The organism is Maritalea sp., from assembly GCF_047634455.1.
Taxonomy (GTDB): Bacteria; Pseudomonadota; Alphaproteobacteria; order Rhizobiales; family Devosiaceae; genus Maritalea.
Genome location: NZ_JBLIAI010000039.1, coordinates 1 through 25,727 on the forward strand (window position 1 = coordinate 1; position 25,727 = coordinate 25,727).

Annotated in this window: 23 protein-coding genes and 1 other RNA gene; 23 read left to right on the top strand and 1 reads right to left on the bottom strand. The window is 50.6% G+C overall.

Features of this window, described 5'->3' with window-relative positions:
* Nucleotides 1–182 (top strand): hypothetical protein (locus ACJAZW_RS10505; protein ID WP_415157812.1); only part of this gene is annotated, 182 nt, incomplete at its 5' end.
* A 1-nt stretch (nt 183) separates the two neighbouring features.
* On the opposite strand, the gene ACJAZW_RS10510 is transcribed toward ACJAZW_RS10505, so the two are convergent.
* Entirely contained in the window at nt 184–492 is a 309-nt protein-coding gene (locus ACJAZW_RS10510; RefSeq protein ID WP_415157814.1) for an ArsR/SmtB family transcription factor, read from the bottom strand.
* Nucleotides 493–652: 160 nt separating this feature from the next.
* On the opposite strand from ACJAZW_RS10510, the gene ACJAZW_RS10515 reads away from it, so the two are divergent.
* From ACJAZW_RS10515 to ligA, 22 genes are all read left to right on the top strand, one after another.
* The gene (locus ACJAZW_RS10515; protein ID WP_415157816.1) at nt 653–1,603 is read left to right on the top strand and encodes an ArsR/SmtB family transcription factor; all 951 of its coding nucleotides are present in this window, start codon (nt 653–655) and stop codon (nt 1,601–1,603) included.
* An 18-nt stretch (nt 1,604–1,621) separates the two neighbouring features.
* Nucleotides 1,622–2,533 (top strand): methylenetetrahydrofolate reductase [NAD(P)H], encoded by a 912-nt coding sequence (gene metF / locus ACJAZW_RS10520; RefSeq protein WP_415157818.1) that lies wholly within the window; start codon nt 1,622–1,624, stop codon nt 2,531–2,533.
* Between the two features lie 96 nt (nt 2,534–2,629).
* On the top strand, nt 2,630–3,328 hold the full coding sequence (locus ACJAZW_RS10525) for a TerB family tellurite resistance protein (RefSeq protein WP_415157820.1): 699 nt from the start codon (nt 2,630–2,632) through the stop codon (nt 3,326–3,328).
* 214 nt (nt 3,329–3,542) lie between these two features.
* Nucleotides 3,543–3,917, top strand: an RNA gene (rnpB, locus tag ACJAZW_RS10530) — RNase P RNA component class A.
* A gap of 164 nt (nt 3,918–4,081) precedes the next feature.
* Nucleotides 4,082–5,062 (top strand): 16S rRNA (cytosine(1402)-N(4))-methyltransferase RsmH, encoded by a 981-nt coding sequence (gene rsmH, locus ACJAZW_RS10535; RefSeq protein ID WP_415157822.1) that lies wholly within the window; start codon nt 4,082–4,084, stop codon nt 5,060–5,062.
* Nucleotides 5,062–5,439 (top strand): hypothetical protein, encoded by a 378-nt coding sequence (locus ACJAZW_RS10540; protein WP_415157824.1) that lies wholly within the window; start codon nt 5,062–5,064, stop codon nt 5,437–5,439. The genes rsmH and ACJAZW_RS10540 overlap by 1 nt, the downstream gene beginning before the upstream one ends.
* 136 nt (nt 5,440–5,575) lie before the next feature.
* Nucleotides 5,576–7,135 (top strand): peptidoglycan D,D-transpeptidase FtsI family protein, encoded by a 1,560-nt coding sequence (locus ACJAZW_RS10545; protein ID WP_415157854.1) that lies wholly within the window; start codon nt 5,576–5,578, stop codon nt 7,133–7,135.
* Between the two features lie 10 nt (nt 7,136–7,145).
* Nucleotides 7,146–8,588, top strand: a complete 1,443-nt coding sequence (locus ACJAZW_RS10550; RefSeq protein WP_415157826.1) for a UDP-N-acetylmuramoyl-L-alanyl-D-glutamate--2,6-diaminopimelate ligase — start codon at nt 7,146–7,148, stop codon at nt 8,586–8,588.
* A 3-nt stretch (nt 8,589–8,591) separates the two neighbouring features.
* A complete protein-coding gene (locus ACJAZW_RS10555; RefSeq protein WP_415157828.1) occupies nt 8,592–9,989 on the top strand; it encodes a UDP-N-acetylmuramoyl-tripeptide--D-alanyl-D-alanine ligase in 1,398 nt (465 codons plus the stop codon).
* 30 nt (nt 9,990–10,019) lie between these two features.
* Nucleotides 10,020–11,105 (top strand): phospho-N-acetylmuramoyl-pentapeptide-transferase, encoded by a 1,086-nt coding sequence (mraY, locus tag ACJAZW_RS10560; RefSeq protein WP_415157830.1) that lies wholly within the window; start codon nt 10,020–10,022, stop codon nt 11,103–11,105.
* Nucleotides 11,106–11,204: 99 nt separating this feature from the next.
* Nucleotides 11,205–12,377: an FtsW/RodA/SpoVE family cell cycle protein gene (locus tag ACJAZW_RS10565; RefSeq protein WP_415157832.1), complete on the top strand. Its 1,173-nt coding sequence runs from the start codon at nt 11,205–11,207 to the stop codon at nt 12,375–12,377.
* Nucleotides 12,374–13,468 carry an undecaprenyldiphospho-muramoylpentapeptide beta-N-acetylglucosaminyltransferase gene (gene murG / locus ACJAZW_RS10570; RefSeq protein WP_415157834.1) on the top strand — a complete coding sequence of 365 codons (1,095 nt, stop codon included), beginning with the start codon at nt 12,374–12,376 and terminating at the stop codon, nt 13,466–13,468. Before ACJAZW_RS10565 ends, murG begins: the two co-directional genes overlap by 4 nt.
* Nucleotides 13,469–13,480: 12 nt before the next feature.
* Nucleotides 13,481–14,893 (top strand): UDP-N-acetylmuramate--L-alanine ligase, encoded by a 1,413-nt coding sequence (gene murC, locus ACJAZW_RS10575; RefSeq protein ID WP_415157836.1) that lies wholly within the window; start codon nt 13,481–13,483, stop codon nt 14,891–14,893.
* A complete protein-coding gene (gene murB, locus ACJAZW_RS10580) occupies nt 14,894–15,871 on the top strand; it encodes a UDP-N-acetylmuramate dehydrogenase (RefSeq protein WP_415157838.1) in 978 nt (325 codons plus the stop codon).
* A gap of 2 nt (nt 15,872–15,873) precedes the next feature.
* Nucleotides 15,874–16,794 (top strand): D-alanine--D-alanine ligase, encoded by a 921-nt coding sequence (locus ACJAZW_RS10585; protein WP_415157840.1) that lies wholly within the window; start codon nt 15,874–15,876, stop codon nt 16,792–16,794.
* Nucleotides 16,761–17,669, top strand: a complete 909-nt coding sequence (locus tag ACJAZW_RS10590; protein ID WP_415157842.1) for a cell division protein FtsQ/DivIB — start codon at nt 16,761–16,763, stop codon at nt 17,667–17,669. Before ACJAZW_RS10585 ends, ACJAZW_RS10590 begins: the two co-directional genes overlap by 34 nt.
* A gap of 5 nt (nt 17,670–17,674) precedes the next feature.
* Nucleotides 17,675–18,988, top strand: coding sequence for a cell division protein FtsA (ftsA, locus tag ACJAZW_RS10595; RefSeq protein WP_415157844.1), 1,314 nt, complete (start codon nt 17,675–17,677; stop codon nt 18,986–18,988).
* Between the two features lie 144 nt (nt 18,989–19,132).
* Entirely contained in the window at nt 19,133–20,773 is a 1,641-nt protein-coding gene (gene ftsZ / locus ACJAZW_RS10600; protein ID WP_415157846.1) for a cell division protein FtsZ, read from the top strand.
* A 119-nt stretch (nt 20,774–20,892) separates the two neighbouring features.
* Complete coding sequence (gene lpxC, locus ACJAZW_RS10605; protein WP_415157848.1) at nt 20,893–21,849, top strand: UDP-3-O-acyl-N-acetylglucosamine deacetylase; 957 nt, start codon at nt 20,893–20,895, stop codon at nt 21,847–21,849.
* Between the two features lie 99 nt (nt 21,850–21,948).
* The gene (locus tag ACJAZW_RS10610; protein ID WP_415157856.1) at nt 21,949–22,794 is read left to right on the top strand and encodes an outer membrane protein assembly factor BamD; all 846 of its coding nucleotides are present in this window, start codon (nt 21,949–21,951) and stop codon (nt 22,792–22,794) included.
* A gap of 51 nt (nt 22,795–22,845) precedes the next feature.
* Nucleotides 22,846–24,519 carry a DNA repair protein RecN gene (recN, locus tag ACJAZW_RS10615; protein WP_415157850.1) on the top strand — a complete coding sequence of 558 codons (1,674 nt, stop codon included), beginning with the start codon at nt 22,846–22,848 and terminating at the stop codon, nt 24,517–24,519.
* The coding region (gene ligA, locus ACJAZW_RS10620) for an NAD-dependent DNA ligase LigA (RefSeq protein WP_415157852.1) at nt 24,516–25,727 on the top strand (1,212 nt) is incomplete at its 3' end. The genes recN and ligA, both read left to right, overlap by 4 nt.

Below are 25,727 nucleotides of genomic sequence, written 5' to 3' on the forward strand. Positions count from 1 at the left end.
GAGGATATTTCAACGACAAACTGGCAAAATTGAATGCTGCCTTTCGGGTTGGGTTGGATGCAAAACAGGCTGCTTCAGCGTCGAAAAGCCTCACCGATATGAAAATCGCTTTCGTTTCTCTCCTCAAATCAGTCTATTTTGCACCCAATCCAGACCTTTTCTCAATTGAGTCCAGACCCTAGTCTATCCGTTGACTTCCAACCAATTTGCAACTCGCGATAGCGCGTCTTTGTTCAACGAACAGATGCGCCATTGGCGATCTATGCGCCGCTCAATCAGTCCAGCTGCCTCCAGAACACGCAAATGTCTTGAAATCGCTGGCGCTGTGATTGCATATGGTTCACTTAGGGTGCCAACCGAAAGCTCTCCGTGTGATGAAAGTTGCTCAACAATCGAAATCCGAACAGGATCTGAAAGTGCGTTGAGGATGGAGCAAAGCTGAAGTTTTTCAGCATCTCTTGCCTCCACCGTGGCGTGACCTTGTTTTGTCATCTTTTTTACGACTCTTATTTAATCTTTGATTTAATTGCGGTTTTTTAATACCAGGTCGTCTTGTGAACGGTGTAAGTGCTTTAACCTATTTCGTTGCTAAATTCTGTACTTTGGATATAAAGATAGCTTTATATCTTGTTGTTGTGATTTGGGGCTGAAAGTGGCTGAACTTAGAGAGTTTGTTGATATCTTGCGTGCCGCGGGTGAAATAACCCGGCTACGGCTACTATCGTTGCTCTCGGTAGGTGAGCTTTCTGTGAAGGACCTTACCGAAATTCTCGATCAAAGTCAGCCCCGCGTATCGCGTCACCTGCGTTTATTGACTGAATCGGGACTTGTCACGCGGCATGCGGAGGGGGCGTGGGCATTTTTTCGATTGTCAGATGAAGCGAGCGCAGCAACATTGGTACAACATTTACTCGAGCAACTTGATACAAGCGATCCAGTTCTTCAAGCCGATGTGATGCGGCTTGATGCGGTGCAGCGCGATCACCAGGCCCGCGCAGCCTCATATTTTTCCAAAGTTGCAATGGACTGGGATCGCGTTCGGTCTTTGCATGCTCCAGAATCTGCGGTTGAAGACGCCATTGTTGAAATGATGGACGGTGTTGAGGTGAATCTGTTTATCGACCTTGGTACGGGCACTGGTCGAATGCTGGAGCTGCTCGATGGACATTTCAAGAAAGGCGTTGGCATTGACTCGAGCCGTGAAATGATTTCGGTGGCACGTTCAAAATTTGAGCGTTCGGGCCAAAAGAGCGTTTTTGTTCGGTTGGGTGACATTGCCCAATTGGATGAATATCGGGCGAGCGCGGAATTGGCGATGTTGCATCAAGTTTTACATCACTTTGTCGATCCTGGCCAAGCGCTGGATAGTGCGCGGCAGACGCTCAAACCAGGTGGGAAAATAGTTGTTGTCGATTTCATGCCCCACAAACTTGAATTTTTGCGTGAAGAGCAAGCGCACAAACGGCTTGGACTGTCCCATGAGCAAATGCATGCATGGGCAAATGCGGCCGGACTGCACGTCACTGATTCAAGAGAAATTCCCCATAACAAGCCAGGTGGCGGTCTGACCGTTTGTATTTGGCATTTGACAGAGCAATCCTAAAGCGGACCGGAACAAAGCATGAGTGACACACCAATATTCAGCCAACCACAGCGTTTGTCGCGGCAACCTGACTACGAGCTTGAGCGGCTACAATTGTCGTTTGAATTTTTTCCACCCAAAACCGACAAAATGGAAGAACGGTTTTGGGTTGCAATGGACAAGCTAGCGCCGATGAACCCGCGCTTTGTGTCCGTGACTTATGGTGCTGGCGGCACGACGCGCGACCGGACGACAAAGATTGTCTCTCGCATTGAAAAAGATACTGGCGTCAATGCTGCTGCACATTTGACATGTGTGGGGGCGTCCAAGGAAGACGTTGGTGACGTTATACGCGGTTATCAAGAAGCCGGCATTTCGCGCATTGTTGCCTTACGTGGTGACCCAACTGAAGGTGTTGGTCAGCCCTTCCAGCCACATCCGCGCGGCTACAAGAATGCTGCCGAACTGGTTGCGGGTATTCGCGAAATTGGCGATTTTGATATTTCGGTGGCGTGTTATCCTGAAATGCACCCCCAGAGCCCAGATTGGCATTCTGACATTGAAAACCTCAAGCGCAAGATAGATGCGGGGGCGAGCCGCGCGATCACGCAGATGTTTTTTAACAATAGCGACTATTTGCGATTTGTTGATCGTGCGCGAAATGCAGGCATCCATGCGCCAATTGTTGCTGGAATTCAGCCAATCCACAATTTCACCCAGGTTGCGAATTTTGCAAAGCGGTGCGGCACAAGTGTTCCCGATTGGCTTGTGGATCGATTTGATGGGCTAGAAAATGATCCAGAAACCCATGCATTGGTGGCGTCCGCCGTTGCCGCCGAGCAAGTGACGGAGCTTGTTGATCATGGGGTGACGGAGTTTCACTTTTACACCATGAATCGGTCGTCATTGGTCTTTGCATTGGCGCGACTTTTGGGGCGCAGGCCTGCATAAAGTGCCGCAAATTGTGCTTTCGCCCTAGAAAGTGCGGTTTTTTGATCTATATCTAGCCCAATCCAGCGCTTTGCTGGGTTGGCGAGGGTGGTGCAGATGTCAGTTTGGCAGATCATTTCAGAAAAGATTGGCTCTTTTGCAGAGGGGACGGGCATTGCCGGTTCCTTGGGGCAATTGTTCGATCCAGAAAATTGGCTGCTTGGCGGCAAGGAAGCTGCGTTTACGCTTTCGCTTGTGGCGCTTTCGGCAAAAATGGCAGCGGCTGATGGTGTTGTGACCGCAGACGAGATTCGTGCCTTTCGCCAGAATGTGCAAATTCCCGTAGGTGCTGAAAATCAGGTTGAACGCATATTTGATTTGGCACAGCAGGATGTTGCAGGGTTTGAGTCTTATGCCAAGCGCATCGAACGCCTGTTTCATGAAGACCGTGACGCATTGGAGCATGTGCTTGATGGTTTGTTTCACATTGCAGAAGCAGATGGCCTTGTTCATGAGGATGAGCTGAGATATTTGCAGGTTGTGGGTGAAATTTTTGGGCTTACCGATGAGGAATTTGACCGATTGGCCGCGCGGCATGTGGTTTTGTCCGACACGGATCCATATTTTATTCTGGGCGTAGATCCGACGATTTCCGACAAGGAGTTGAAGCTTGTTTATCGGAAATTGGTCAGCGAACATCATCCAGATCGGCTTATTGCTAAAGGGGTGCCGGAAGACCTGGTCCTGGTCACATCCAAAAAGATGGCGGTAATTAACTCAGCTTATGATGCGATATTGGACGGCCGACAAGCCTAGGGTCTGAACTCAATTGAACGCTGCCTTTCGGGTTATGTGTAAAACAGGCTGCTTCAGCGTCGAAAAGCCTCACCGATATGAAAATCGCTTTCGGTTCTCTCCTCAAATCAATCTATTTTGCACCCAATCCAGACCTTTTCTCAATTGAGTCCAGACCCTAATCAAACCGTTCAATCGCTTGACGTTTTGCCCACTACACAATATGTCACAGTTGCCAGTTGGTCGGGCAACCGCTGCAGCGCAAGCTGGAGAGGAAAGTCCGGACTCCACGGAAAAACGGTGCCGGGTAATGCCCGGCGGGGGCGACCCTAGGGAAAGTGCCACAGAAAGCAAACCGCCATGCGTAGCATGGTAAGGGTGAAAGGGTGCGGTAAGAGCGCACCGCAGGGCCAGTAATGGTGTTGGCAAGGTAAACCCCACCGGGAGCAAAACCAAATAGGGATGACGCGGTCGCAAGACCGGCCTGTTTCCAAGCTAGTCATCCGGGTAGGTTGCATGAGACATTTGGTAACAAATGTCCTAGATGAATGGTTGCCGCGTATAGCTTTGCTATGCCTTACAAAATCCGGCTTATAGACCAACTGGCTTTTCTTACTCAATTACTTCAAAAGCAACACAAAATTAAGCCTCATCATAGAAAATGCGGTTCAGAATTGTTCTTAAGTTAAAGAATGGTTTTTGAGTAGCACCGCCCGTGTGTTGGGCGCAGAGGGAGTACAGCCCAACGTGTTCGTGCACGCGGCGTAGATTTGTTTGGCGCAAGAATCACCCCACATTTCAGTTCTTTTGGATGAAGTTGTTCGCTCAATTTCTCCATTGCAGGCACGTCACGTGGTCGATGGAACATTCGGCGCGGGCGGCTATTCTCGCGCGTTTTTGCAAGCTGGTGCCCGCGTTACGGGAATTGACCGTGACCCCAATGTGCTGCCGTTTGCGCAAACCCTTAGCGATGACTATGGCGACGCATTTAAGTTTGTTCAGGGGCGTTTTGCGGACTTGGAACAATTGGCAACAGAAAATGATTTTGCGCCTGCGGATGCAATTGTTCTTGATATTGGCGTGAGTTCCATGCAGCTAGACGAGGGGGAGCGTGGCTTCTCCTTTATGCGTGACGGGCCGCTTGATATGCGCATGGAACAGCACGGTGAGAGCGCAGCTGATCTTGTGAATGAGAGAGACGAGCGCGAGATTTCGGACATTTTGTTTGAACTTGGCGAGGAACGACGGGCGCGACATATCGCGCATGCCATTGTTGAACGGCGGGCCGACAAACCATTTCAAACTACAACTGAGCTGGCAGAGTTGATCGCAGAAAAACTGGGTCGAAAACCCGGTGGTTCGCACCCGGCAACCAAAAGTTTTCAAGCGTTACGCATAGCTGTGAATGCTGAATATGGTCAGCTGGTGCGCGGACTGTTCGCGGCCGAAGAAATATTGACCGAAGGTGGCGTTTTAGCGGTCGTTAGTTTTCATTCTGTTGAAGACCGGATTGTGAAACGCTTTTTTAAACCGCAAGAAAAAGGTTCACGTCACGCGCCAATGCAGGTGAAGGATTTGTCACCGTGGGCAAATATTTCAAAGCCAATTCGGGCGAGTAGGGCCGAATTGGACCAGAACCCACGCGCCCGCTCTGCCACTTTGCGATTTGCCGTCCGCAACGATGAACCTGCACGCACATTGAGTATAGAAGGCTTAGGTGTTCCTGGGTATGCACGTCGGGAGTTTATGTCCTGATGCGTGCTGTCAATTTCATTCTCTTTTGTGCCAGTTTTTTGGCCCTAATTCTGGTCTATGGCCAAAAATATCGAACTGAAGAAGTTCAATCCCAAGTGATCGAATTGCGAAGCGAAATCTCTAGCCAGAAGCAGGTTTTGAGCGCGCTAGACGCGGAGTGGGCGTATCTAAACCAGCCTAGCCGACTACAAGCGATTGTGGAGCGGCATGCAGAGGTGTTGGGAATTGGTCCACTCAATGTCGCGCAGTATGGATCGATTGAATCCATTCCCATGCGCCTCAAAGCCCCTGATGCTGAAGGCTTGGACGCGCTTTTGATGTCATTGGGCGCTGGTGTTGATCCAAGTAATGTTGAAGGGTTGTCGGCCAATGAGTGATGTCATGCATGCAGGTGGCTCTTCGATTGCTATTGATGGCGCACGCAAATCGCGTGGCCATATGACGAAGAGCCGCATTCGGCTTACGATTGCGCTGGTCATGGTGGTCTTTGCGATTGTGGCTGGGCGGTTGGTCATGTTGGGCATAGGTGAGGTTGATGAGGTGACCTTAGGGCAGGCACGCCCGGCGCTTACCGCGACACGTCCGGCGCTGACGGATCGAAACGGCAGTCCGCTTGCGATTGATATTCAAGTGCCATCTCTTTTTGCCGAACCACGGCGCATTGTTGATGTTGATGAAGCCGTCGAAGCACTAGCGCTTGAGTTCCCAGATATGGACAAAAAGTGGCTACGCAATCGTCTTGATGGTAACGAGGGCTTTGTTTGGCTGAAACGTGAACTCACGCCGCAACAAAAAGAACGCATTTTGCGGTTGGGCATACCGGGCATTGATTTTGTTTCTGAATCACGTCGGTTCTATCCCGGTGGCAACGTGGCTGCGCATATTTTGGGCGCAGTGAGTGTTGACAATGTCGGTATTGCTGGCATGGAACGGTTTCTTGATCAACGTGAGGTTGCATTGCTGCAAGATTTGGGCTTTGCACGTGATCGACCGCTGCAACCAGTTGAATTATCAATTGATTTGCGCGTCCAATACGCGATGTTCCGTGAGTTGAAAGATTCGCTTGAGCGTTATCAAGCGATCGCTGCGGCGGGCGTGATGATGGATGTGAGAACCGGCGAGATCATCGCCATGGTTTCCTTGCCAGACTTTGACCCCAATGAACCCGCTGGCGCGCTTGCAAAGGGGCGGTTTAATCGAATCACAGCGGGCAAGTTTGAATTGGGCTCGACGTTTAAACCAATTACGGCGGCGGCCGCGTTGGATTCTGGTTTGGTGCAGATTACCGATAGTTTTGATGCCACGAAACCATTGCAATTTGGACGATTTAAAATTGGCGATTTCCATGGCGAAAACCGGGTATTGAGCCTGCCCGAAGTGATTAGATATTCTTCGAATATTGGTGCGATCAAAATTATGCAAGCACTGGGCAAAGACCGTTTCCGCGACTTCCTGACGAAGGTGGGTTTGGATGGCCAACCCGTGATTGAACTGCCGGAGAGAACGAAAAGCCAAATTGCCAAGAAGTTCTCAGACGTGCGCGCTGCTACGGCTTCATTTGGGCAGGGATTGTCTGTGACGCCATTGCAGCTTTTAACCGCCTATTCGGCGCTGGTGAATGGTGGTGATTTGATAACGCCAACGCTTTTGCCGCGTGATCGAATTGCTGCATTGGCCAACAGCACGAAAGTGATAAGTGGGCGTACGAGCGATCAAATTCGGTATTTGTTGCGTCTGAACGCGCTTGAGGGTTCCGGTCGTAAAGCCTCCGTTGAGGGATATCGTGTTGGTGGTAAAACGGGAACGTCAGAAAAAGTGATTGATGGGAAATATTCCAAGGAAAATAACTTCAACAGTTTCGCCTCAGTCTTCCCGATGGATGCGCCTCAATATGCGATGATTATTGTTATTGATGAGCCGCAAAAAGAAAATGAACAAAGCGGAACCACAGCAGCGTGGAACACGGGTGCTGTGACGGGCAGGATTATAGAAAGGGTTGCGCCAATGCTTGGAATTGTGCCTAATCTTGATCCAGAATTAGACGCAAGACTTGTACCGCTAGAATTACGATAAGGGACATATAATGGGTTATTCCCTCAAAATGTTGTTAGACGGTGCGAGCGCCGCACAAGACTTTCACGATATGGATGTTGATGGCATAACATCGCATTCACGAAAAGTGACGAAGGGATTTGTCTTTTTTGCGCTGCCAGGTGTGAAGGCGCACGGCAATGAATTCGTCCGTGATGTGGTGCGGCTGGGCGCTGCCGCTATTGTTACTGATCGTGGTTTGGAATTTGACGCCGGTGTGCCGGTTTACTTGGTCAATGATGTTCGGGCGTGTTTTGCGCGCGCTGCGTGTCGTGTATGCGATCCGCAACCAGAGGTTGCAGTTGCGGTGACCGGCACGAATGGCAAAACTTCGGTTGTGTCGTTCATCCGCCAAATCTGGGAAATGAACAATATTCGGGGTGCAAGCGTTGGCACTTTGGGTGTCACCGTTGATAGCCAGACCACAGGTGGTGAATTGACAACGCCTGGGTCAATGAGTTTGCACCAGACGTTGCAACAACTTAAGCGCGCGAACATAGATCATGTGGCCATGGAAGCGTCGAGCCACGGCTTAGACCAACGTCGTTTAGATGGTATGGAATTCAAAGTTGTAGGTTTTACCAACCTTTCGCGTGATCACTTGGATTACCATGAAACGATGGAAGCCTATCACGATGCGAAATTGCGTCTGTTCAAGGAATTGATGGCGGAAGGTGGAACCTGTGTCATCAACATGGATGACGATGAAGCGACGCCGTTTATGTTTGCTGGTTTGGAGCGCGAGGCAACTGTGATCACTGTTGGTGAAAATGGTGCCTATTTTGAAGTTACAAAGATTGAACCTGAAGGCTATGGGCAGCGTGTTTTTGGCCGTTTGGTTGGTGAAGAAGCTGAGTTCTATTTGCCGCTAGCAGGTGAGTTTCAAGTTATCAATGCATTGGTGGCGTTTGCGATGGCCGTCGCAACTGGCGTTGACAAAGATGAGGCTTTGCAGAGCTTGTCGAAATTGGAAGGCGCAAAAGGCCGCCTGGAGTTGGTAGCAGAACATAATGGCGCTGCAATTTTTGTCGATTATGCGCACACGCCAGACGCACTTGAGACTGCCTTGAAAGCATTGCGTCCGTTTGCAAAGGGTCGGCTGATTTCGGTCTTTGGTTGTGGGGGAGATCGTGACAAGGGAAAGCGCGGACCGATGGGTGTTGCCGCTGCAAGCAATTCAGACATCGCCATATTAACCGATGACAACCCGCGCACTGAAGATCCGGCTGCAATCCGAGCGCAAGTATTGGCCGACAATTCTAATTTGGTCCAAGTTGCAGGCCGGGGCGATGCAATTCAACATGCAATTTCTTTGCTTGGTCAGGGCGATGTACTGCTGGTCGCGGGCAAAGGCCACGAGGATTATCAGATTATTGGTGAGACAAAACACCATTTTTCGGATCATGAAGTAGTGCTCAAGGCGGTTGGTGCCTAGCACATGCCCCTATGGACATTAAGTGAAATATTGGTGGCGACTAAGGGCGTTGCTCTTGCATGCGCGGGTGCAGAATTTGATGGGGTGTCGATAGATTCTCGCGATATTGGAACGAACGATTTATTTGTCGCGATTGCCGGGGATCGATTTGACGGTCATGATTTTGTGGAAAAAGCGCTTGCAAATGGTGCTGGTGCCGCTCTTGTTGGTGCTGAATGGGCGACAACCGCGCCAAAAAACTTATCGCTGATTATCGTTGACGACCCTTTGATCGGACTTGAGAAATTGGCTGTTGCTGCGCGCGCACGGACCAAAGCAAGAATTGTTGCGGTGACGGGCAGCGTGGGCAAAACCTCTACCAAAGAAGCGATCCGGCTTGTGCTTGCAGCGCAGGGGCGAACACACGCATCTATCAAATCCTTCAATAATCACTGGGGTGTGCCATTGATGCTGGCGCGGATGCCGGCAGATGCTCAGTTTGGGGTGTTTGAGGTTGGTATGAATCATGCCAATGAAATTCGCCCGTTGGTGAAAATGATCAGGCCTCATGCAGTGGTTGTCACCAATGTGGGGGCGGCGCATCTGGAGCACTTTGATGATCTAGTTGGCATCGCAATGGCCAAGGCTGAAATTTTTGAAGGCCTCGAACCTGGCGGTGTTGCTATTCTTGGAACGGATCACGACCATTTGGATGTGTTACAGCGAGTTGCAACGGACCTAAATGTTTCAAATATTACAACTTTCGGGGTTTTTCCCGGTGCTGATTATTGCGTGGACGAGGTGCAAAATGTGGACCATGGCCTGCGCTGCAAAGTGAAGACAGAAGCGACAGAGTATGAGCTTTATGTACCCCAATTCGGCGAACACGCCTTGTTGAATGGCACGGCGGCAATCGCTGTAGGGCACGCGTTCAATATTGACGTTAATCAATCCATAGATGCTCTTGCAGATTTTGCTGCACCCAGAGGGCGCGGTGAAATAATTGAACTCGATTTGGTGGCCGGTGGACGCGCTACATTGCTTGATGAAAGCTATAACGCCAACCCGATTTCCATGCGGGCCGCCCTAAAAATTATGCACACAATTCCAACAACGGGCAAAAAAATTGGTGTGCTCGGTGACATGCTGGAGTTGGGGGAAAGCGCGGCAGAACTTCATCAAGACTTAGCGCAAAGTGTTTTGAGGTCTGGCATAATTGTGCTCTATTTGGTTGGCCCTCATATGGTTGGTTTGGCAAATAAACTGGCTGGAAAACTCGACATATTGCATTTTGAGGCTACAGACGAACTGGCAGATTTGCTGAGCGAAGCCCTTGCCCCTGGTGACGTTGTTATGGTCAAAGGGTCAAACGGAATTGGACTTGGTTTAATTGTTGAAGAGCTGCGCGCGCGGCATTCATAATTTAAGCCAAAAGACAGGGTTGGAAATTCAATGTTCTACTTTTTACAGCAATTTGGTGATCAGTTTGCGCCGCTAAATGTTTTTCGGTATCTGACATTTCGTACCGGTGGTGCCACAATTACCGCGCTGTTTATCGTGTTTATATTTGGCCCGCTGGTGATCTCGCAGCTCAAAGCGCGCCAAGGGCATGGCCAGCCCATTCGCGAAGACGGTCCACAAAGTCACTTGATCAACAAAAAGGGCACGCCCACCATGGGCGGTTTGATGATTTTGGTCAGTGTGATCGTTTCTACGTTGTTATGGTCAAATCTTTCAAATGCATATGTGTGGATTGTACTGGGGGTGACGGTCGGCTTCGGGGCCATCGGCTTTTATGACGATTATTTGAAAGTCAGCAAAGCCGCAAATTCTGGGTTTGGGGGCAGGCAACGGTTGGTGCTTGAGACTGTGGTTGCCGCACTTGCGACCTATGCAGTTTCAACCATGGGCGAGACACCTTTTTCAACCTCATTGGCCTTTCCTTTCATTAAAGATTTTGCCGTGGATTTGGGGATATTCTTTGTGGTGTTCGGTGGCTTTGTCATTGTTGCTGCAGGCAACTCGGTCAACCTAACAGATGGGCTGGATGGTCTGGCAATCGTCCCGGTAATGATTGCCGCAGGCTCGTTCGGTCTGATTGCATATGTGGTGGGTAACGAAGTCTTCTCCAACTATTTGTTGATCAATTTTGTGCCGGGCACTGGCGAATTGGCCGTTCTTTGTGGTGCGCTGATTGGCGCAGGGCTGGGTTTCTTGTGGTTTAATGCGCCTCCAGCCTCTATTTTTATGGGGGACACGGGTTCGTTGGCGCTCGGGGGCATGCTGGGTGCAATTGCTGTTGCCACAAAGCACGAGATTGTGTTGGCCATCATTGGTGGCTTGTTCGTGTTAGAGACGGTTTCGGTGATTGTGCAGGTCGTTTCGTTCAAAACGACAGGAAAACGAATTTTCAAAATGGCCCCTATCCATCATCATTTTGAGCATCTGGGATGGACAGAAAGTCAGATCGTTATTCGTTTCTGGATCATTTCATTTGTACTGGCAATGATTGGCCTATCTTCATTGAAACTGCGCTAAAAGCACCTGAAAAATTCAAAATCGTTGCGAGTTGGTAACCAAATTTGGTGTATTTTTATTCATCAAGTTTATGACCAATGATGATGTGCGGTTAACACCATGTTTTTACGCGAGTTTTCGAGAGAACGAAAAACCCCTCTTGCAGAGTGGTGGTGGACAGTTGACCGCCCATTGCTTGCTGCGCTTTTTGGCTTGTTGGTTGCCGGGGTGATGATGTCTTTTGCGGCAAGCCCTGCGGTTGCCGTGCGCTTGGGGTTGAACGAATGGCATTTTACCATTCGGCACATCATCTTTTTAGTGCCCACCATTGGCGTGTTGATTGCCGGATCATTTTTAACAGCTCAGCAAGCGCGGCGTCTGGCCCTTGCCGTTTTGATTGTCATGTCGGTGTTAATGGCCCTCACCTTGTTCGTGGGCACCGAAGTTAAAGGTTCGCAGCGCTGGCTATCGATTGTTGGGTTTTCAATCCAACCTTCTGAATTTGTGAAACCGGCATTTGCGATTATTGCGGCGTGGCTGATTTCTGAACAAATGCGCGAGCCTGGGCTGCCCGGTCATTTGATTACGTTTGCAATAATGAGCGGCATTGTTGGCGTCTTGTTGCTGCAACCCGATATTGGACAAACCGCGCTTGTTCTTTTGACTTGGGCGGGCTTGCTGTTCATTTCCGGGATTTCGTGGTGGCTGATTTCTTTGCTTGGCGGCATTTCAGTTGCGGGTATCGCTGCGGCATATTTTATGTTTCCGCACGTTGCGCGTCGGTTTGATGCATTTCTAAATCCAGAGACGGGTGACAATTACCAAGTGGAAAAGGCACTTCAATCTTTGCTTGAGGGGGGGTGGTTTGGCCTTGGCCCTGGCGAGGGTATGGCGAAACGGGCGCTGCCAGATGCCCATGCTGATTTTGTGTTTTCTGCCGCAGCTGGCGAATTTGGTATTTTGTTTTGCCTTGGTTTGGTCGCTTTGATTGCTTTTGTTGTTGTGCGCGGCATGTATTTGGCGCAATTGCAGCAAAACCTGTTTTCACGGTTGGCAGTGAGTGCTGTGACCATTCAGTTTGGGATGCAGGCGAGTATTAATTTGCTGGTTAATCTCAATCTTATTCCACCAAAGGGCATGACATTGCCGTTTGTTTCATCTGGCGGTACATCGATGATTGCGATTGCATTTGGCATGGGCATTTTGTTGGGCCTTACACGCCGCAAACCTGAACACACAATTCAATCTGGACTGCCAGCATTTCGTGTTGCGTCTGGTCAAGGGGTTGCATGAGTAAGTTTGTCGTTTGCGCAGGAGGTTCTGGTGGACATTTGTTCCCAGCCCAAGCACTCGCCCAGGAACTGAAGCGGCGCGGCCACTCGGTGCAGCTGATGACCGACAGGCGGGCCAACAGTTTTGTCGCGGACTTTCCAGCTGAAAAAACACACATCATTCCTGCTGCTACGCCAAATTTTCGTGATCCTGCAAAAGCCTTTCAAGCGGGTATTTCGATATTGCAGGGGATCGTAAAGGCGCGTGGTATTCTCAAAAAAGAAGACCCAGATGCCGTGATTGGTTTTGGCGGTTATCCCACATTTCCCCCGCTTATTGCCGCCACGCTTCGTGGAATACCGACTGTGCTGCATGAACAAAACGCCGTGTTGGGTCGCGCAAACCGAGCCACCGCAAGATTTGCAGACATCATTGCTTTGAGTTTTGACAAAACCAAATATAGCGAAAAGTTTGAAGAGAAGTGCATCGTAACGGGCAATCCGGTTCGCGACGTTGTTCATGCAGCTGCCAAAATCGCTTATCCACAATTGGATGATGATGGTCCCATTAACGTGTTGGTCACTGGTGGATCGCAAGGCGCACAAGTGTTTTCAGACATGTTGCCCGGTGCGATGATGAATATCCCAGATGAATTGCGCAAGCGCATTCGATTGGTCCAACAATGTCGGCAAGATGACATGAAGCGGGCGACAGCCGTCTATGCTGAAACGCGGTTAAACGTAGAATTAGCGCCGTTTTTCAAGGACCTTCCGCGCCGGATCGCAAAGTCGCACCTGGTGATCTGCCGATCTGGTGCAAGCACTGTTTTTGAACTCGCAACAATTGGCCGACCCGGTTTGTATGTGCCATTGCCTGGGTCGTTAGACCAAGATCAACTGCACAATGCGCAAAATATGGTTGATGTGGGGGGCGGTATTATTTTAGAGCAGAGCACGCTTTCACCGTATTCATTGGCTAAAGAACTGACCATCATTTTAAGTGATCCAGAAAAACTGAAATCCATGGCGCAAAACGCCAAAAAGCTTTGTCTGCAGAATGCCGTGCAAAAGCTGGCTTTGGTTGCCGAAGACGCGGCCAATGAAGAAGAATAGGAGAGCATCACAATGAAGATGCCACAAAATATCGGGCCAGTGCACTTTGTGGGTATTGGCGGCATAGGCATGAGCGGCATTGCCGAAGTGCTGCATAATCAGGGCTATGAAGTGCGCGGGTCTGATTTATCGTCAAACCCGAATGTCCTACGGTTGCAAGCAAAAGGCATTCACGTTGATATTGGCCAACGGGCCGAAAATATCGACAGTGCAGCCGTTGTTGTGATTTCATCCGCCATCAAATCCGATAATCCTGAGCTTGTTGCCGCGCGCCAACGCTCATTGCCCGTTGTGCGACGCGCCGAAATGCTTGCGGAAATCATGCGGTTTAAGAACGCGATTGCGATTGGCGGAACGCATGGCAAAACCACCACTACATCGCTTGTGGCGAGCCTGTTGGATGCGGGTGGGGTTGACCCGACCGTGATCAATGGCGGCATCATCAATGCCTATGGCACAAACGCTCGGCTGGGCGATGGCGATTGGATGGTTGTGGAAGCGGACGAAAGCGATGGCACCTTCGTTAAACTGCCCGCGGACGTTGCGATTGTGACCAATGTTGATGCTGAACATTTGGACCATTACGGCGATTTTGAAGCCGTGCAAAACGCATTTTTGACGTTCGTCGAAAATGTGCCGTTTTACGGTTTTGCGGTGATGTGTCTTGATCACCCAATCGTGCAGGATTTGGTGGGCAAAGTCACCGACCGACGGATCATAACTTATGGGCAAAACCCACAGGCCGATGTGCTACTTACCGATGTGCGCAACAAGGATGGGAAATCAGTTTTTACGGTGGAAATTCGGGATCGGCTGGCTGACTCTAGTGAGATCATCAAGGATTTGGTTTTGCCGATGCCCGGTATTTACAACGTGCTTAATGCGACAGCGGCGATTGCTGTGGCGCATCAATTGCACGTGGATGCAGATGATATTCGCCGTGGGTTAGATGGATTTTCTGGCGTGAAACGTCGGTTCACCACCGTTGGTGAAGTGGCTGGCGCGCGCATTATAGACGATTACGCACATCACCCTGTTGAAATTTCTTCAGTATTGAAAGCAGCACGGGCCTCTGCAAAAGGCGATGTAATTGCCATTGTGCAACCCCACCGTTATTCGCGGCTCGATGATCTGTTCGAAGAGTTCGCAAGCTGTTTCAACGACGCGGATACAGTGTTGGTTGCCCCGGTGTTTTCCGCTGGCGAGCAGCCAATTGATGGCATTAGCCATGAGAGCTTGGTTGAACGACTTAGGGCCAAAGGCCATCGCGATGCACGGGTTGTGGATCGACCAGAAGCTTTAGCGCCAATATTGGCAGCCAAGGTGAAAAAGGGCGACTATGTGGTGTGTCTGGGGGCCGGGTCAATCACCCAATGGGCCGCTAAGCTGCCGAGTGAATTGCAGGCCCTTATGGGAGATAAATAGATGAGCTTTCCTGATCTTTTACCCCAATTTTCAGACTGGATTGATGGTGTGCGTGGCCGTTTGGTGCCAAACCAAATGCTGTCCGAAATCACATGGTTTCGAGTGGGCGGACCTGCGCAATTATTTTACCAGCCAAAAGACGAAGAAGACCTGCGATATTTTTTGAAGCACCTACCAAAAGACATCAAAGTCACGGTGATCGGTTTGGCGTCAAACTTGCTTATTCGCGATGGTGGACTTGACGGTGTGGTGATCCGCTTGTCCGCCAAAGGCTTTGGTTCGGTTGAAGTGCTTGACGACCATAAGTTGCGCGTTGGCACGGCTTTGCCGGATGTAAAAGTGGCCAGCGCTGCTGCGGATGCAGGCATTGACGGGCTGACCTTTTATCGCGGCATTCCGGGCGGCATTGGCGGCGCGCTTTATATGAATGCAGGGTGTTACGGTACCGAAACAAAAGACCGGATGGTCGAGTTGCGTGGTGTCACGCGCGACGGCGAAGTGGTCACCTTGACCAATGCCGATATGGGCTACAAATACCGCAAGAATAATGGTCCGCGCGATATCATTTTCACCTCAGCGATCTATCAAGGTTTTGCAGGCGATCCTGATGATATTAAGTCGCGGATGAAAGAAATCACCGAACGCCGTGAAAGCTCACAGCCAACACGTTCGCGCACCGGCGGCTCGACATTTAAGAACCCTGAAGGTCATTCAAGCTGGAAACTGGTTGATGCGGCTGGCGGGCGTGGATTGCAAGTTGGCAATGCGCAGGTGTCGGAATTGCACTGCAATTTTTTACTCAATTTGGGCGATGCCACGGCCCATGACATCGAGACATTGGGCGAAACTGTGCGCAACAAAGTGCGCGAAAATTCGGGCATTGAGTTTAAGTGGGAAATTCGCCGCATGGGACATTTCGTGCCGGGCAAAGAGGTTCGTGAATTTTTGGATGGTGACGTGTTCACCGGTCAGGTTTAGCTATGAGTAAGCATGTGGCGGTTCTATATGGCGGGTGGACAAGTGAGCGGGAAGTCTCGCTTTCATCCGGACGTGAATGTGCTGCAGCACTAGAGCGATCTGGCTATAAAGTCAGTTTGATTGATGTGGATCGTGACCTGGCGCAGCGGTTGGTTGACATAAAGCCGGACGTTGTGTTCAACGGATTGCATGGCCGGTTTGGCGAAGATGGAACCGTGCAGGGGATGCTTGAAATTATGGGCATTCCATATACCCATTCGGGGGTGTTGGCGTCGGCTTTAGCCATGGATAAGCACCAGTCGAAGTTGGTGTTCAAGTCGACCGGCATACCCGTAACTGATCATATTATCGCTCATCGTGATGACATCGCGGGCAAGCATCAAATGCCGCCGCCATACGTGGTAAAGCCCTATAATGATGGCTCCAGCGTTGGGGTGTTCATTGTAAAGCAAGGGACAGAACATCCACCGCAAGAGATTTTGCGGACAGACTGGAAAGGCGAGGACCATTTGATGGTTGAGCGCTATATTCCTGGCCGTGAACTGACCTGTGCGGTTATGGGCGGTGTTGCGCTTGGGGTCACCGAAATTGTGACCGACTTGCACTTCTACAATTATGAAGCGAAATACGAGGTAGGTGGGTCCGAACACATATTACCTGCTCAAGTTTCACCGAAAATTTACCAGAATGTTCAAAGACTGGCTTTGAAGGCACATGAAGCTCTTGGCTGTCGCGGTGTAACGCGAACGGACTTTCGCTACATGGCACATAGGGGAGGTGAGGGCGAATTGATCTGTCTTGAAATCAATACCCAACCTGGCATGACGCCAACCTCGCTTGTGCCAGAAATTGCCAAACATGCAGGGCATAGCTTTGAAGAGTTGGTGTCATGGATCGTGGAGGATGCGAGTTGCAACAGGTAAAGCCAGGGGTGCCGAACCGTGCCATTGCTGCCGCCAGGCCGCTTGGCGCAGATTTGGTTGTGCGTCGCGCCTCCCATCTCATCGCAGCGCAATCTCGCAATCTTTGGGTTTTGCATAAACGGTTGGCGGTGCGGTTGATTGCCCTGTTTTTAGTGGCCGCCATTGCTGCCCCTAGTTTGTATTACAAAAACAGCATCGCCAACTATCTTGTTGATGCTTCTGGGCGCATCTCATCGCTTTTTGCGCAAGCAGGTTTGTCGGTGACGGAGTTGTCCCTTTCTGGGTATGCATTAACGAACGAAGACTTGTTGTTCAGCGCTGTCGGGTTGGAACCTAAGCTTTCTCTGGTGAATTTTGATGCAGAAGCGGCGCGGATTCGGCTTGAGGCTTTACCAAGCATTCAAGAAGCCACAATTCGCAAAATCTATCCCAACACGCTGATTGTTGAATTGGTTGAAAAAGAACCTGTGGCGATTTGGACAGTGGATGGCGTAAATTTTGCTATTGATAGTTTTGGAAAACGGATTGCGCCTGTGGCCGCACCAATTGCCGGGCTACCGTTATTTGTTGGCGACGGTGCTGCCGACAATGTTCCAGCAATGATCGCGCTATTAAACAAATATCCAAGATTGAACGATGGCTTGTTGGCATCTAGCCGCATTGGTGATCGTCGTTGGGACCTTATCTACGATTTTGGATTGCGGATTATGTTGCCAGAAACAGGAACGGCAAGCGCGATGGAGCGATTGCTGACACTGCAAGAAAAATATCAGGTTTTTGAGCGTGATATCGCTGTGCTCGACATGCGTCTTGCAGAATATATTGCGGTCCGGCCGGTGGATCAAACAATGACCGACACCGCTGAAAGGGAGTAGCCGAAATGCTAAGCGAAGCAATGACTGCACGGCTGAAGCCGCTGCAACCTGGGCGTTCCAGCCTTATTTCGGTACTTGATATTGGTTCGACAAAAATATGCTGTGTTGTTGCGCGTCTTAGCCCACGCGATGATACAAAGTCCTTAATGGGGCGCACACATAGCGCCGAGGTGTTGGGCTTTGCCTATGGTCCTTCTGCGGGTGTTAAGGGGGGCGTTGTTACCGATCTTGACCAAGCCGAACATGCCATTCGTTCTGTGGTTGGCATGGCAGAGCGAAATGCTGGGGTAACTGTTCAGTCTGTTGTTGTAAATATTTCTGCCGGGCGTTTGGGGTCTGAAACTTTTTCTGCAAGCGTTTCGTTGGATGGTCACGAGGTTGAAGACCGCGACTTGGAAAAAGTTCTGCGCACTGTCAATGAGCGGTCGGTGCGGGATGATCGTGCGGTGTTGCATGCTTTGCCTATTGGTTATTCGCTTGATGGACATGCTGGGATACGTGATCCGCGCGGCATGGTCGGGCAAACGTTGGGTGTCGACGTATCAGTCGTCACCGCCGAAACGCTTGCCATGCGCAACGTCGAACTGGTGTTGAACCGCTGCCATTTGCAGGTGCAAGCCTTTATGGCCACGCCATATGCAAGTGGCTTATCAGCTTTGGTGGATGATGAAGCTGCTTTGGGCGTCGCTGCGATTGATTTTGGTGGGTCGATGACCACATTGAGCGTGTTTAAAGACGGTTATCTGGTTTACGCCGACGCGATTGCTATTGGCAGTCACAATATAACTTTGGATATTGCCCGTCAGCTGTCTGTGAGTATTGAAGACGCAGAACGCCTCAAAATTCTATACACCAGTGTATTGCCGGGCCAAAGCGATGAGCGAGACTTGGTGCCAATTCAGCCTGTCGGGTCTGAAGAAAATGAAGCGCCGACACAAATTCCGCGTGCAACGCTCACGCGGATTGTGCGACCACGCGTGGAGGAAATTCTGACCGTGTTACGTGATCGTATGTTGGCAACCGGCATGATGGATGTTTGTGGGCGACGTTTTGTTTTAACTGGCGGCGGCAGTGAACTGACAGGTTTGCCAGAACTTGCGCGTAGAATTCTTGCGCGCAACGTTCGGCAGGGCAGACCGCTTGGCGTTGGCAATTTGCCTACGGTGGCAAAGGGACCTGCATTCTCGACGGTTGTCGGTATGCTGATTTATCCTCAGGTCTGTGAGCTTGAATATGTGGAACCCGTTGCGCAACGCAAGCTCACTGGGACCGACGGCTATTTCTCAAAGATCGGCACTTGGCTGCGTACCAGCTTTTAAGGTTTTGTTAAGCTAAACACTTTGTTTAACAACGTGAATTTGTGACGCAAATTGCATCAAAGTTTATTAAAATGATCCAAATGTTAGGGATGGCTTAACAATCTAAGCGTAATTCTGGGGTAACGGAGCACAATGGGGCCAGAAATGAGCATCAAACTTCAAATTCCAGATATTCAAGAACTCAAGCCACGCATTACTGTATTTGGCGTTGGTGGGGCCGGCGGAAACGCCGTCAACAATATGATCGATTCCGGCCTTGAGGGTGTGGAATTTGTTGTAGCCAACACAGACGCGCAAGCGTTGGCGCTTTCCAAAGCGGATCGCGTTATACAGCTAGGTGTGGGAGTTACTGAAGGTCTAGGCGCAGGTTCGCACCCAGAAGTAGGGCGAGCTGCTGCCGAAGAAACAATCGACGAAATTAATGACCATCTGAGCGGTTCGCACATGGCGTTCATTACCGCTGGTATGGGCGGTGGAACGGGCACTGGCGCAGCGCCAGTTGTGGCCCGCGCTGCGCGCGAACAGGGCATACTCACTGTTGGTGTTGTCACCAAGCCATTCCAGTTTGAAGGTGCCCGTCGTATGCGCCTTGCGGAAGATGGTATTGATGAATTGCATCGTCATGTTGATACGCTCATCGTCATCCCGAACCAAAATCTGTTCCGTGTCGCCAACGACAAAACGACATTTGCGGATGCGTTCACAATGGCCGACGAAGTTCTTTTCTCAGGTGTTGCCTGCATTACCGATTTGATGGTCAAAGAGGGCCTTATCAACCTAGATTTTGCTGACGTACGTGCTGTCATGCGCGGTATGGGTAAAGCGATGATGGGGACCGGGGAAGCTGAAGGCGAAGATCGTGCACGGCATGCCGCTGAAGCTGCGATCGCCAACCCATTGCTTGACGATGTGTCTATGCAGGGCGCGCGCGGTCTACTGATTTCCATTACAGGTGGCAGCGATTTAACGCTTTACGAAGTTGATGAAGCGGCCAGCCGCATTCGTGAAGAAGTTGATTCAGACGCGAATATCATTCTTGGTGCGACATTTGACGACACTATGGACGGTAAAATCCGCGTGTCTGTTGTGGCAACAGGAACCGACGCGGCTATGGTGCAGGCCATGGATCCGGTGCAGCCTAATGCAGCGCGGGCCATTCATGTCAAACGTGAGGTAAGTGCCTCTCAGTCTGTAGCCGAAACTTCGAAAATTGAAGCGCCAAAACCGACAACACCAAGCCCGGTTGATGCGTTGGATGCAGCGATGCAGCAAGCTGTCAATAAGGCGCTCGAAGAAGGGCATGCCCACCTCGCCACAGAAAGCGACGTGACCGTAGAGCCCTATATTCCGACAGCCGATCCGATGATGGCAGAAATCGATGATCGTCCGCGTGTCAACGATGTAGAGCCCGTAAAAACATATGTGCCTCAGTCCGCACAGCGTCCGGCTGGACCACGTCGCATGCCACGCGCTGACGAATTGCCGGCCCCTACACGTGAAGCCGTTGCGCAAGCGCAAACACCAGAAACTGAGCCGCGCAATGCCCGTGCATTGTTCCGTCGCTTGGCCAGCAATGTTGGCTTGCAATCCAAAGAAGATGAAACACCATTGGCCGCAACCGATGACGCAGCGGCACGCAGCGCCGTGGAGGCAAGTATGCCAAGCCGTCGGGTGGAAACACCGGGTGCAAAAGGCAATTTGGATCGCTCTGGTCGTCCCGCTACAGCAGAGGCTCCCAAAAAGGAACAACTTGAAATTCCGAGCTTTTTGAAACGCCACGGATAAAATATTGGGTATTTTGTAAAAAAAGCACCCGGCGCGACTTTCGCGTCGGGTGTTTTTTGTTTACTAGTAAGAAAAAAAGGGGCGGCGCGCTCGGGGCGCGATAGGCTGGGGTTAATTGTATGAAGAGACTTGCCACCAAACAGTGCACCATTGCCGATGCGCTGAGTTTTACGGGTATTGGTGTACATAATGGTCAGCCCTCCAGCCTGATTATTCATCCCGCCAATCCCAATAGTGGCTATTCGATTTGCCGCAAATTTGATGATGGCCGTCTTTCTGAAATTTTTCCGCTGATACATGACCGGGTCGCGCGGACATATCTTTGCACGGCTGTGGATTTGGGTGATGCCGGTACTATTTCCATGATTGAGCACGTCGTATCCGCACTTTCTGGTTTGGGCATTGACAATGCACTTCTGGTCGTTGACGGGCCTGAATGCCCTGTATTGGACGGCAGCGCTGCCCACTATGTTGATGCGATTATTGAGATTGGCTTGGCGATTCAGCCAGCAGAAAAGAAATTCATCAAGATAAAGCGCTCTATTCTGGTACGGTCAAACGATGCGTTTGCGGCGCTTGAGCCTTATAATGGTCGGGCGTTTGATGTTGAGATTGATTTTGAGAATGATGTCATTGGCCGCCAACGGATGATTTTTGATTGGACGCCCGCAAAATATGCAAGGGACGTGTCGTCTGCGCGGACATTTGGCTTTTTGCGTGATGCTAAGATTTTACGCCAGGCTGGCTATGCGCTTGGTTCTTCTCTGGAAAATTCAATCGCGGTTGATGAGAATAAAATTCTCAATTCGGGCGAACTTCGGTTTGAAGATGAATTTGTGCGCCACAAATTGCTTGATGCAGTGGGCGATTTGGCACTTGCTGGCATGCCGATATACGGTAAGTTCCGTTCTTACAAAGGTGGGCATGGCCTGAATGCGTTGGTGCTTAATGGGCTTTTTGCCAGTGAGCAGAATTTTGAAATTGTCGATGCTTCTGACTTGCCGCTTGAGTTTGATGCTCTGGAAGATGTGCCGGTTGGGCTAAACGCTCAGAGCTATATTCGTTCGGTTGGCTAAAATTACACAACGTGCCATAGTTTTGTTCGTTTTGCGGTTTATCCCGCTTGGCGAACGGAATTGATGCCGTGCCTTTGATGTAGGGGCGATTTATTGGGTATGGGAATTGAACGTATGTTGCGTGCACTAAAAACTTCATTTCAGTTTGTAATGGTCGCTGTTTTGGCTCTTTCATTGTCGGCCTGTGCAGGGTTTAACTTGTTTGGCGAGAAAAAGATCGTCGAAGAGGAGATCGTTCCGGCTGAAGAATTGTACGATAAGGCCATTGCGCAAGTTGAAGACCAACGCTTTTTGTCGGCTCAAAAAACGTTTGATAAACTTGAGCGCCAGCATCCATATTCTGAATATTCAGAGCGATCACGGTTGATGACCGTCTATATTAATGCGCGCACCAGCCAATATGAAAAAACGATACTTTCTGCGGATCGATTTTTGGCAATTTATCCATCATCTGAAGATGCACCATACGCCATGTATATGAAGGGCGCAGCGCAATATAATCAGATGAAAGACATCACACGCGACCAGCAAACAGCTGAGGACGCGATAGCCACTTTCCAAGCGATTATCAACAATTACCCAGACTCACGTTATGCCAAAGATGCGAAAGAGCGCATTCTGATCGCTAAAGATCAGCTGGCTGGCAAAGAAATGTCTGTTGGTCGCTACTATTTGGGCAACAACAACTATACAGCAGCGATAAACCGTTTCCGTGTCGTTGTTGAAGATTATCAAACCTCGACCCACGTGGAAGAGGCTTTGTTGCGGTTGACTGAGGCCTATTTGGCCCTTGGGTTGGTTAATGAAGCGAAAACAGCTGCGGCAGTGCTGGGGCTTAATTATCCGTCGAGCCGATGGTATGAAGATGCATATAAGCTTTTGCAAAAACAAGGTTTGGCACCTGAAGTTGCGCAAGGTAATTGGCTATCAAATCAAAAGACCTGACGCGGCGTCTTCTGCTAGACAGAGTGCCGAATCTATGATGGATTCCGTGGCATGCTAAGTGCCATTTCAATTCGCAATATAGTTTTGATTGATCAGCTCGATCTCATGCTGGATCGGGGCATGACCGCGCTTACGGGTGAGACAGGGGCGGGTAAATCTATTCTGCTTGATTCGTTGTCTTTGGCGCTTGGGGGCCGCGGTGACGCGGCTTTGGTGCGCAAAGGATGTGCGCACGGTCAGGTGGTGGCAACGCTACATCTGCCTGATCAACATTTGGTTCGCGATCTGATGCGCGAAAACGAAATTGAAGACGACGAAGAAATTATCTTGCGTCGGGTTCAATATTCAGACGGACGCACACGCGGTTTTGTCAACGATCAGCCCGTTTCGGCTAAGTTTTTGCGCCAACTTGGCGAACAGCTCATCGAAATTCATGGCCAGCATGATGACCGGGCATTGGTGGACCCCGCAACACACAGAACATTGCTGGATGCGTTTGGCGATTGCCAAACCAGTTTGGCCAGCTTAGGCGCAAAACACAAAGCCCTGGGCGAAGCGCAAGACGCCCTGAACAGGCAAGAAGCAAAACTATCCAAAGCGCAGCAAGATGAAGATTTTGCACGGCATGTCATAGCCGAACTATCTGAACTCAACACAGCCGTTGGTGAAGAAGAACCGCTTGCAGCTACGCGCCAGCGTTTAATGGCGCTCGAAAAAGCGGCTGACGAGGTGCGTGACGCGGATCAGGTGCTCAATGGCCCCAATGCTGCTTCGAGCGCACTCGCGGGCTTGATGCGGCAATTGATGCGCAAAGGTGATGCTGAGGGCGGCTTGTTTACGCCATTGGTGGAAAGTTTGGATGCAACGCTCATCGCGCTTGATCGAAGCGCTGAGGCGCTGGAAGAAATTAAACGCCAAATGGATTTTGATCCGCTTGAATTGGAACGCACAGAAGAGCGTTTGTTTGCTTTGCGCGCGGCGGCCCGTAAGCACCAAATTTCCTGCGATGAGTTGCCCACTATGTTGGCGAAATATGTTGAAGCAATCCGCGATTTGGAACAAGGCGGCGACGATTTGTCCGCTTTGCGGATCGCATTGAACGAAGCGCGCGCTGCCTATGTTGCTGCGGCAAAAGCATTGACCGAACAGCGCTCATTGGCCGCCAAAACGCTTGTGGGGGCAGTTGAAGCGGAGTTGCCTGACCTCAAGCTTGGGCAAGCGCGGTTTATTGTCGATCATCAGGTCGACGAAACGCGCGAAAGTGCCAATGGGTTTGATGTGATTGAATTCCACGTGCAAACCAACCCCGGCACCAATCCTGGCCCCATGATGAAAGTTGCCTCTGGCGGTGAGCTATCGCGGTTCTTGCTGGCGCTTAAAGTGGTGTTGGCCGACAAGGGGTCTGCACCTGTGTTGATCTTTGATGAAATCGACACTGGCGTTGGCGGCGCGGTTGCGGATGCGATTGGCAAGCGTTTGGCGCGTCTTTCTGATAAGGTGCAAGTGCTTTCCGTCACCCATGCGCCGCAGGTCGCGGCCCGGGCCACCAAACATTTGTTGATTGAAAAACAAGTGATTGCTGAGGGCAGTCTAACCCGCACCCACGTGGCTGAACTTGACGACAAAGGTCGTCGTGAAGAGGTTGCTCGCATGTTGGCGGGTTCCACCATAACCGATGAAGCCCGCGCTGCTGCCCATAGATTGATTGATGAGGTTTCGGTGTGACCGAGCAAAAGCTTGTTGCTGATTTGACCCGTGAAGAAGCGGCGCAAGAACTTGCCTATTTGGCCGAAGAAATTGCCAAGCACGATGCGGCGTATCACCAAAAGGATGCGCCGGAAATCACAGATGCAGACTATGACGCACTGCGCCGCCGCAACGAAGCAATAGAGGTGGCCTTTCCTGATTTGGTGCGCGAAGACAGTCCCACAAAGTCGGTGGGGTTTGCGATTGCAGATGGCTTTAAGAAAGTCACCCACCGGGTGCCCATGCTCTCGTTGGGCAATGCATTTTCTGATGAAGACTTGGCTGACTATGTTGGCCGTGCGCACAAGTTTTTCGCTAAGGATGCGGGACTTGAACTGACCTTCACGGCGGAACCCAAAATTGATGGGCTTTCTGCCAGCTTGCGATATGAAAACGGAATTTTTGTGCAAGGTGCGACCCGCGGTGACGGGTCTGAAGGCGAAGACATCACGCAAAACCTCAAAACAATCAAAGATATACCGCAAAAACTTGTGGGCGATGATGTGCCGGATGTTTTTGAGGTGCGTGGCGAAGTTTACATGTCGCATGCTGATTTTGAAGCGCTCAATGCCACGCTTGAGGCCGATGGTAAGCAAACTTATGTCAACCCGCGCAATACGGCAGCAGGCTCGCTGCGCCAGTTAGATTCAAATGTGACAGCCAGCCGTAACTTGAAGTTTTTTGCCTACGCATGGGGCGATAATTCGGCCATGCCTGCGGACACACAAATGGGTGTTGTTGAAGCATTCAAGCGATGGGGCTTTAAGGTCAATCCATTGATGCGCACGGTCAAAACCGTTGCGGAAATGGTGGCGCATCACACTTTGATCGGTGAGCAACGCGCGACCCTTGGTTACGACATTGACGGTGTGGTTTTTAAACTTGATCGTTTGGATTTGCAGGCCCGTTGGGGCTTTGTTGCGCGCGCGCCGCGTTGGGCAATTGCGTTTAAGTTTCCGGCGGAAAAAGCCACGACAATTCTTGAAGATATTGAAATCCAGGTCGGGCGTACTGGGGCGTTGACCCCGGTTGCTAAGCTGAAACCCGTCACTGTTGGTGGCGTGGTTGTGTCCAACGCGACATTGCACAACGAAGATGAGATTGAGCGCAAAGGCATTTTGATCGGCGACACGGTGATCATTCAACGGGCGGGTGACGTGATCCCGCAAGTGATTGGCCCTGTGCTC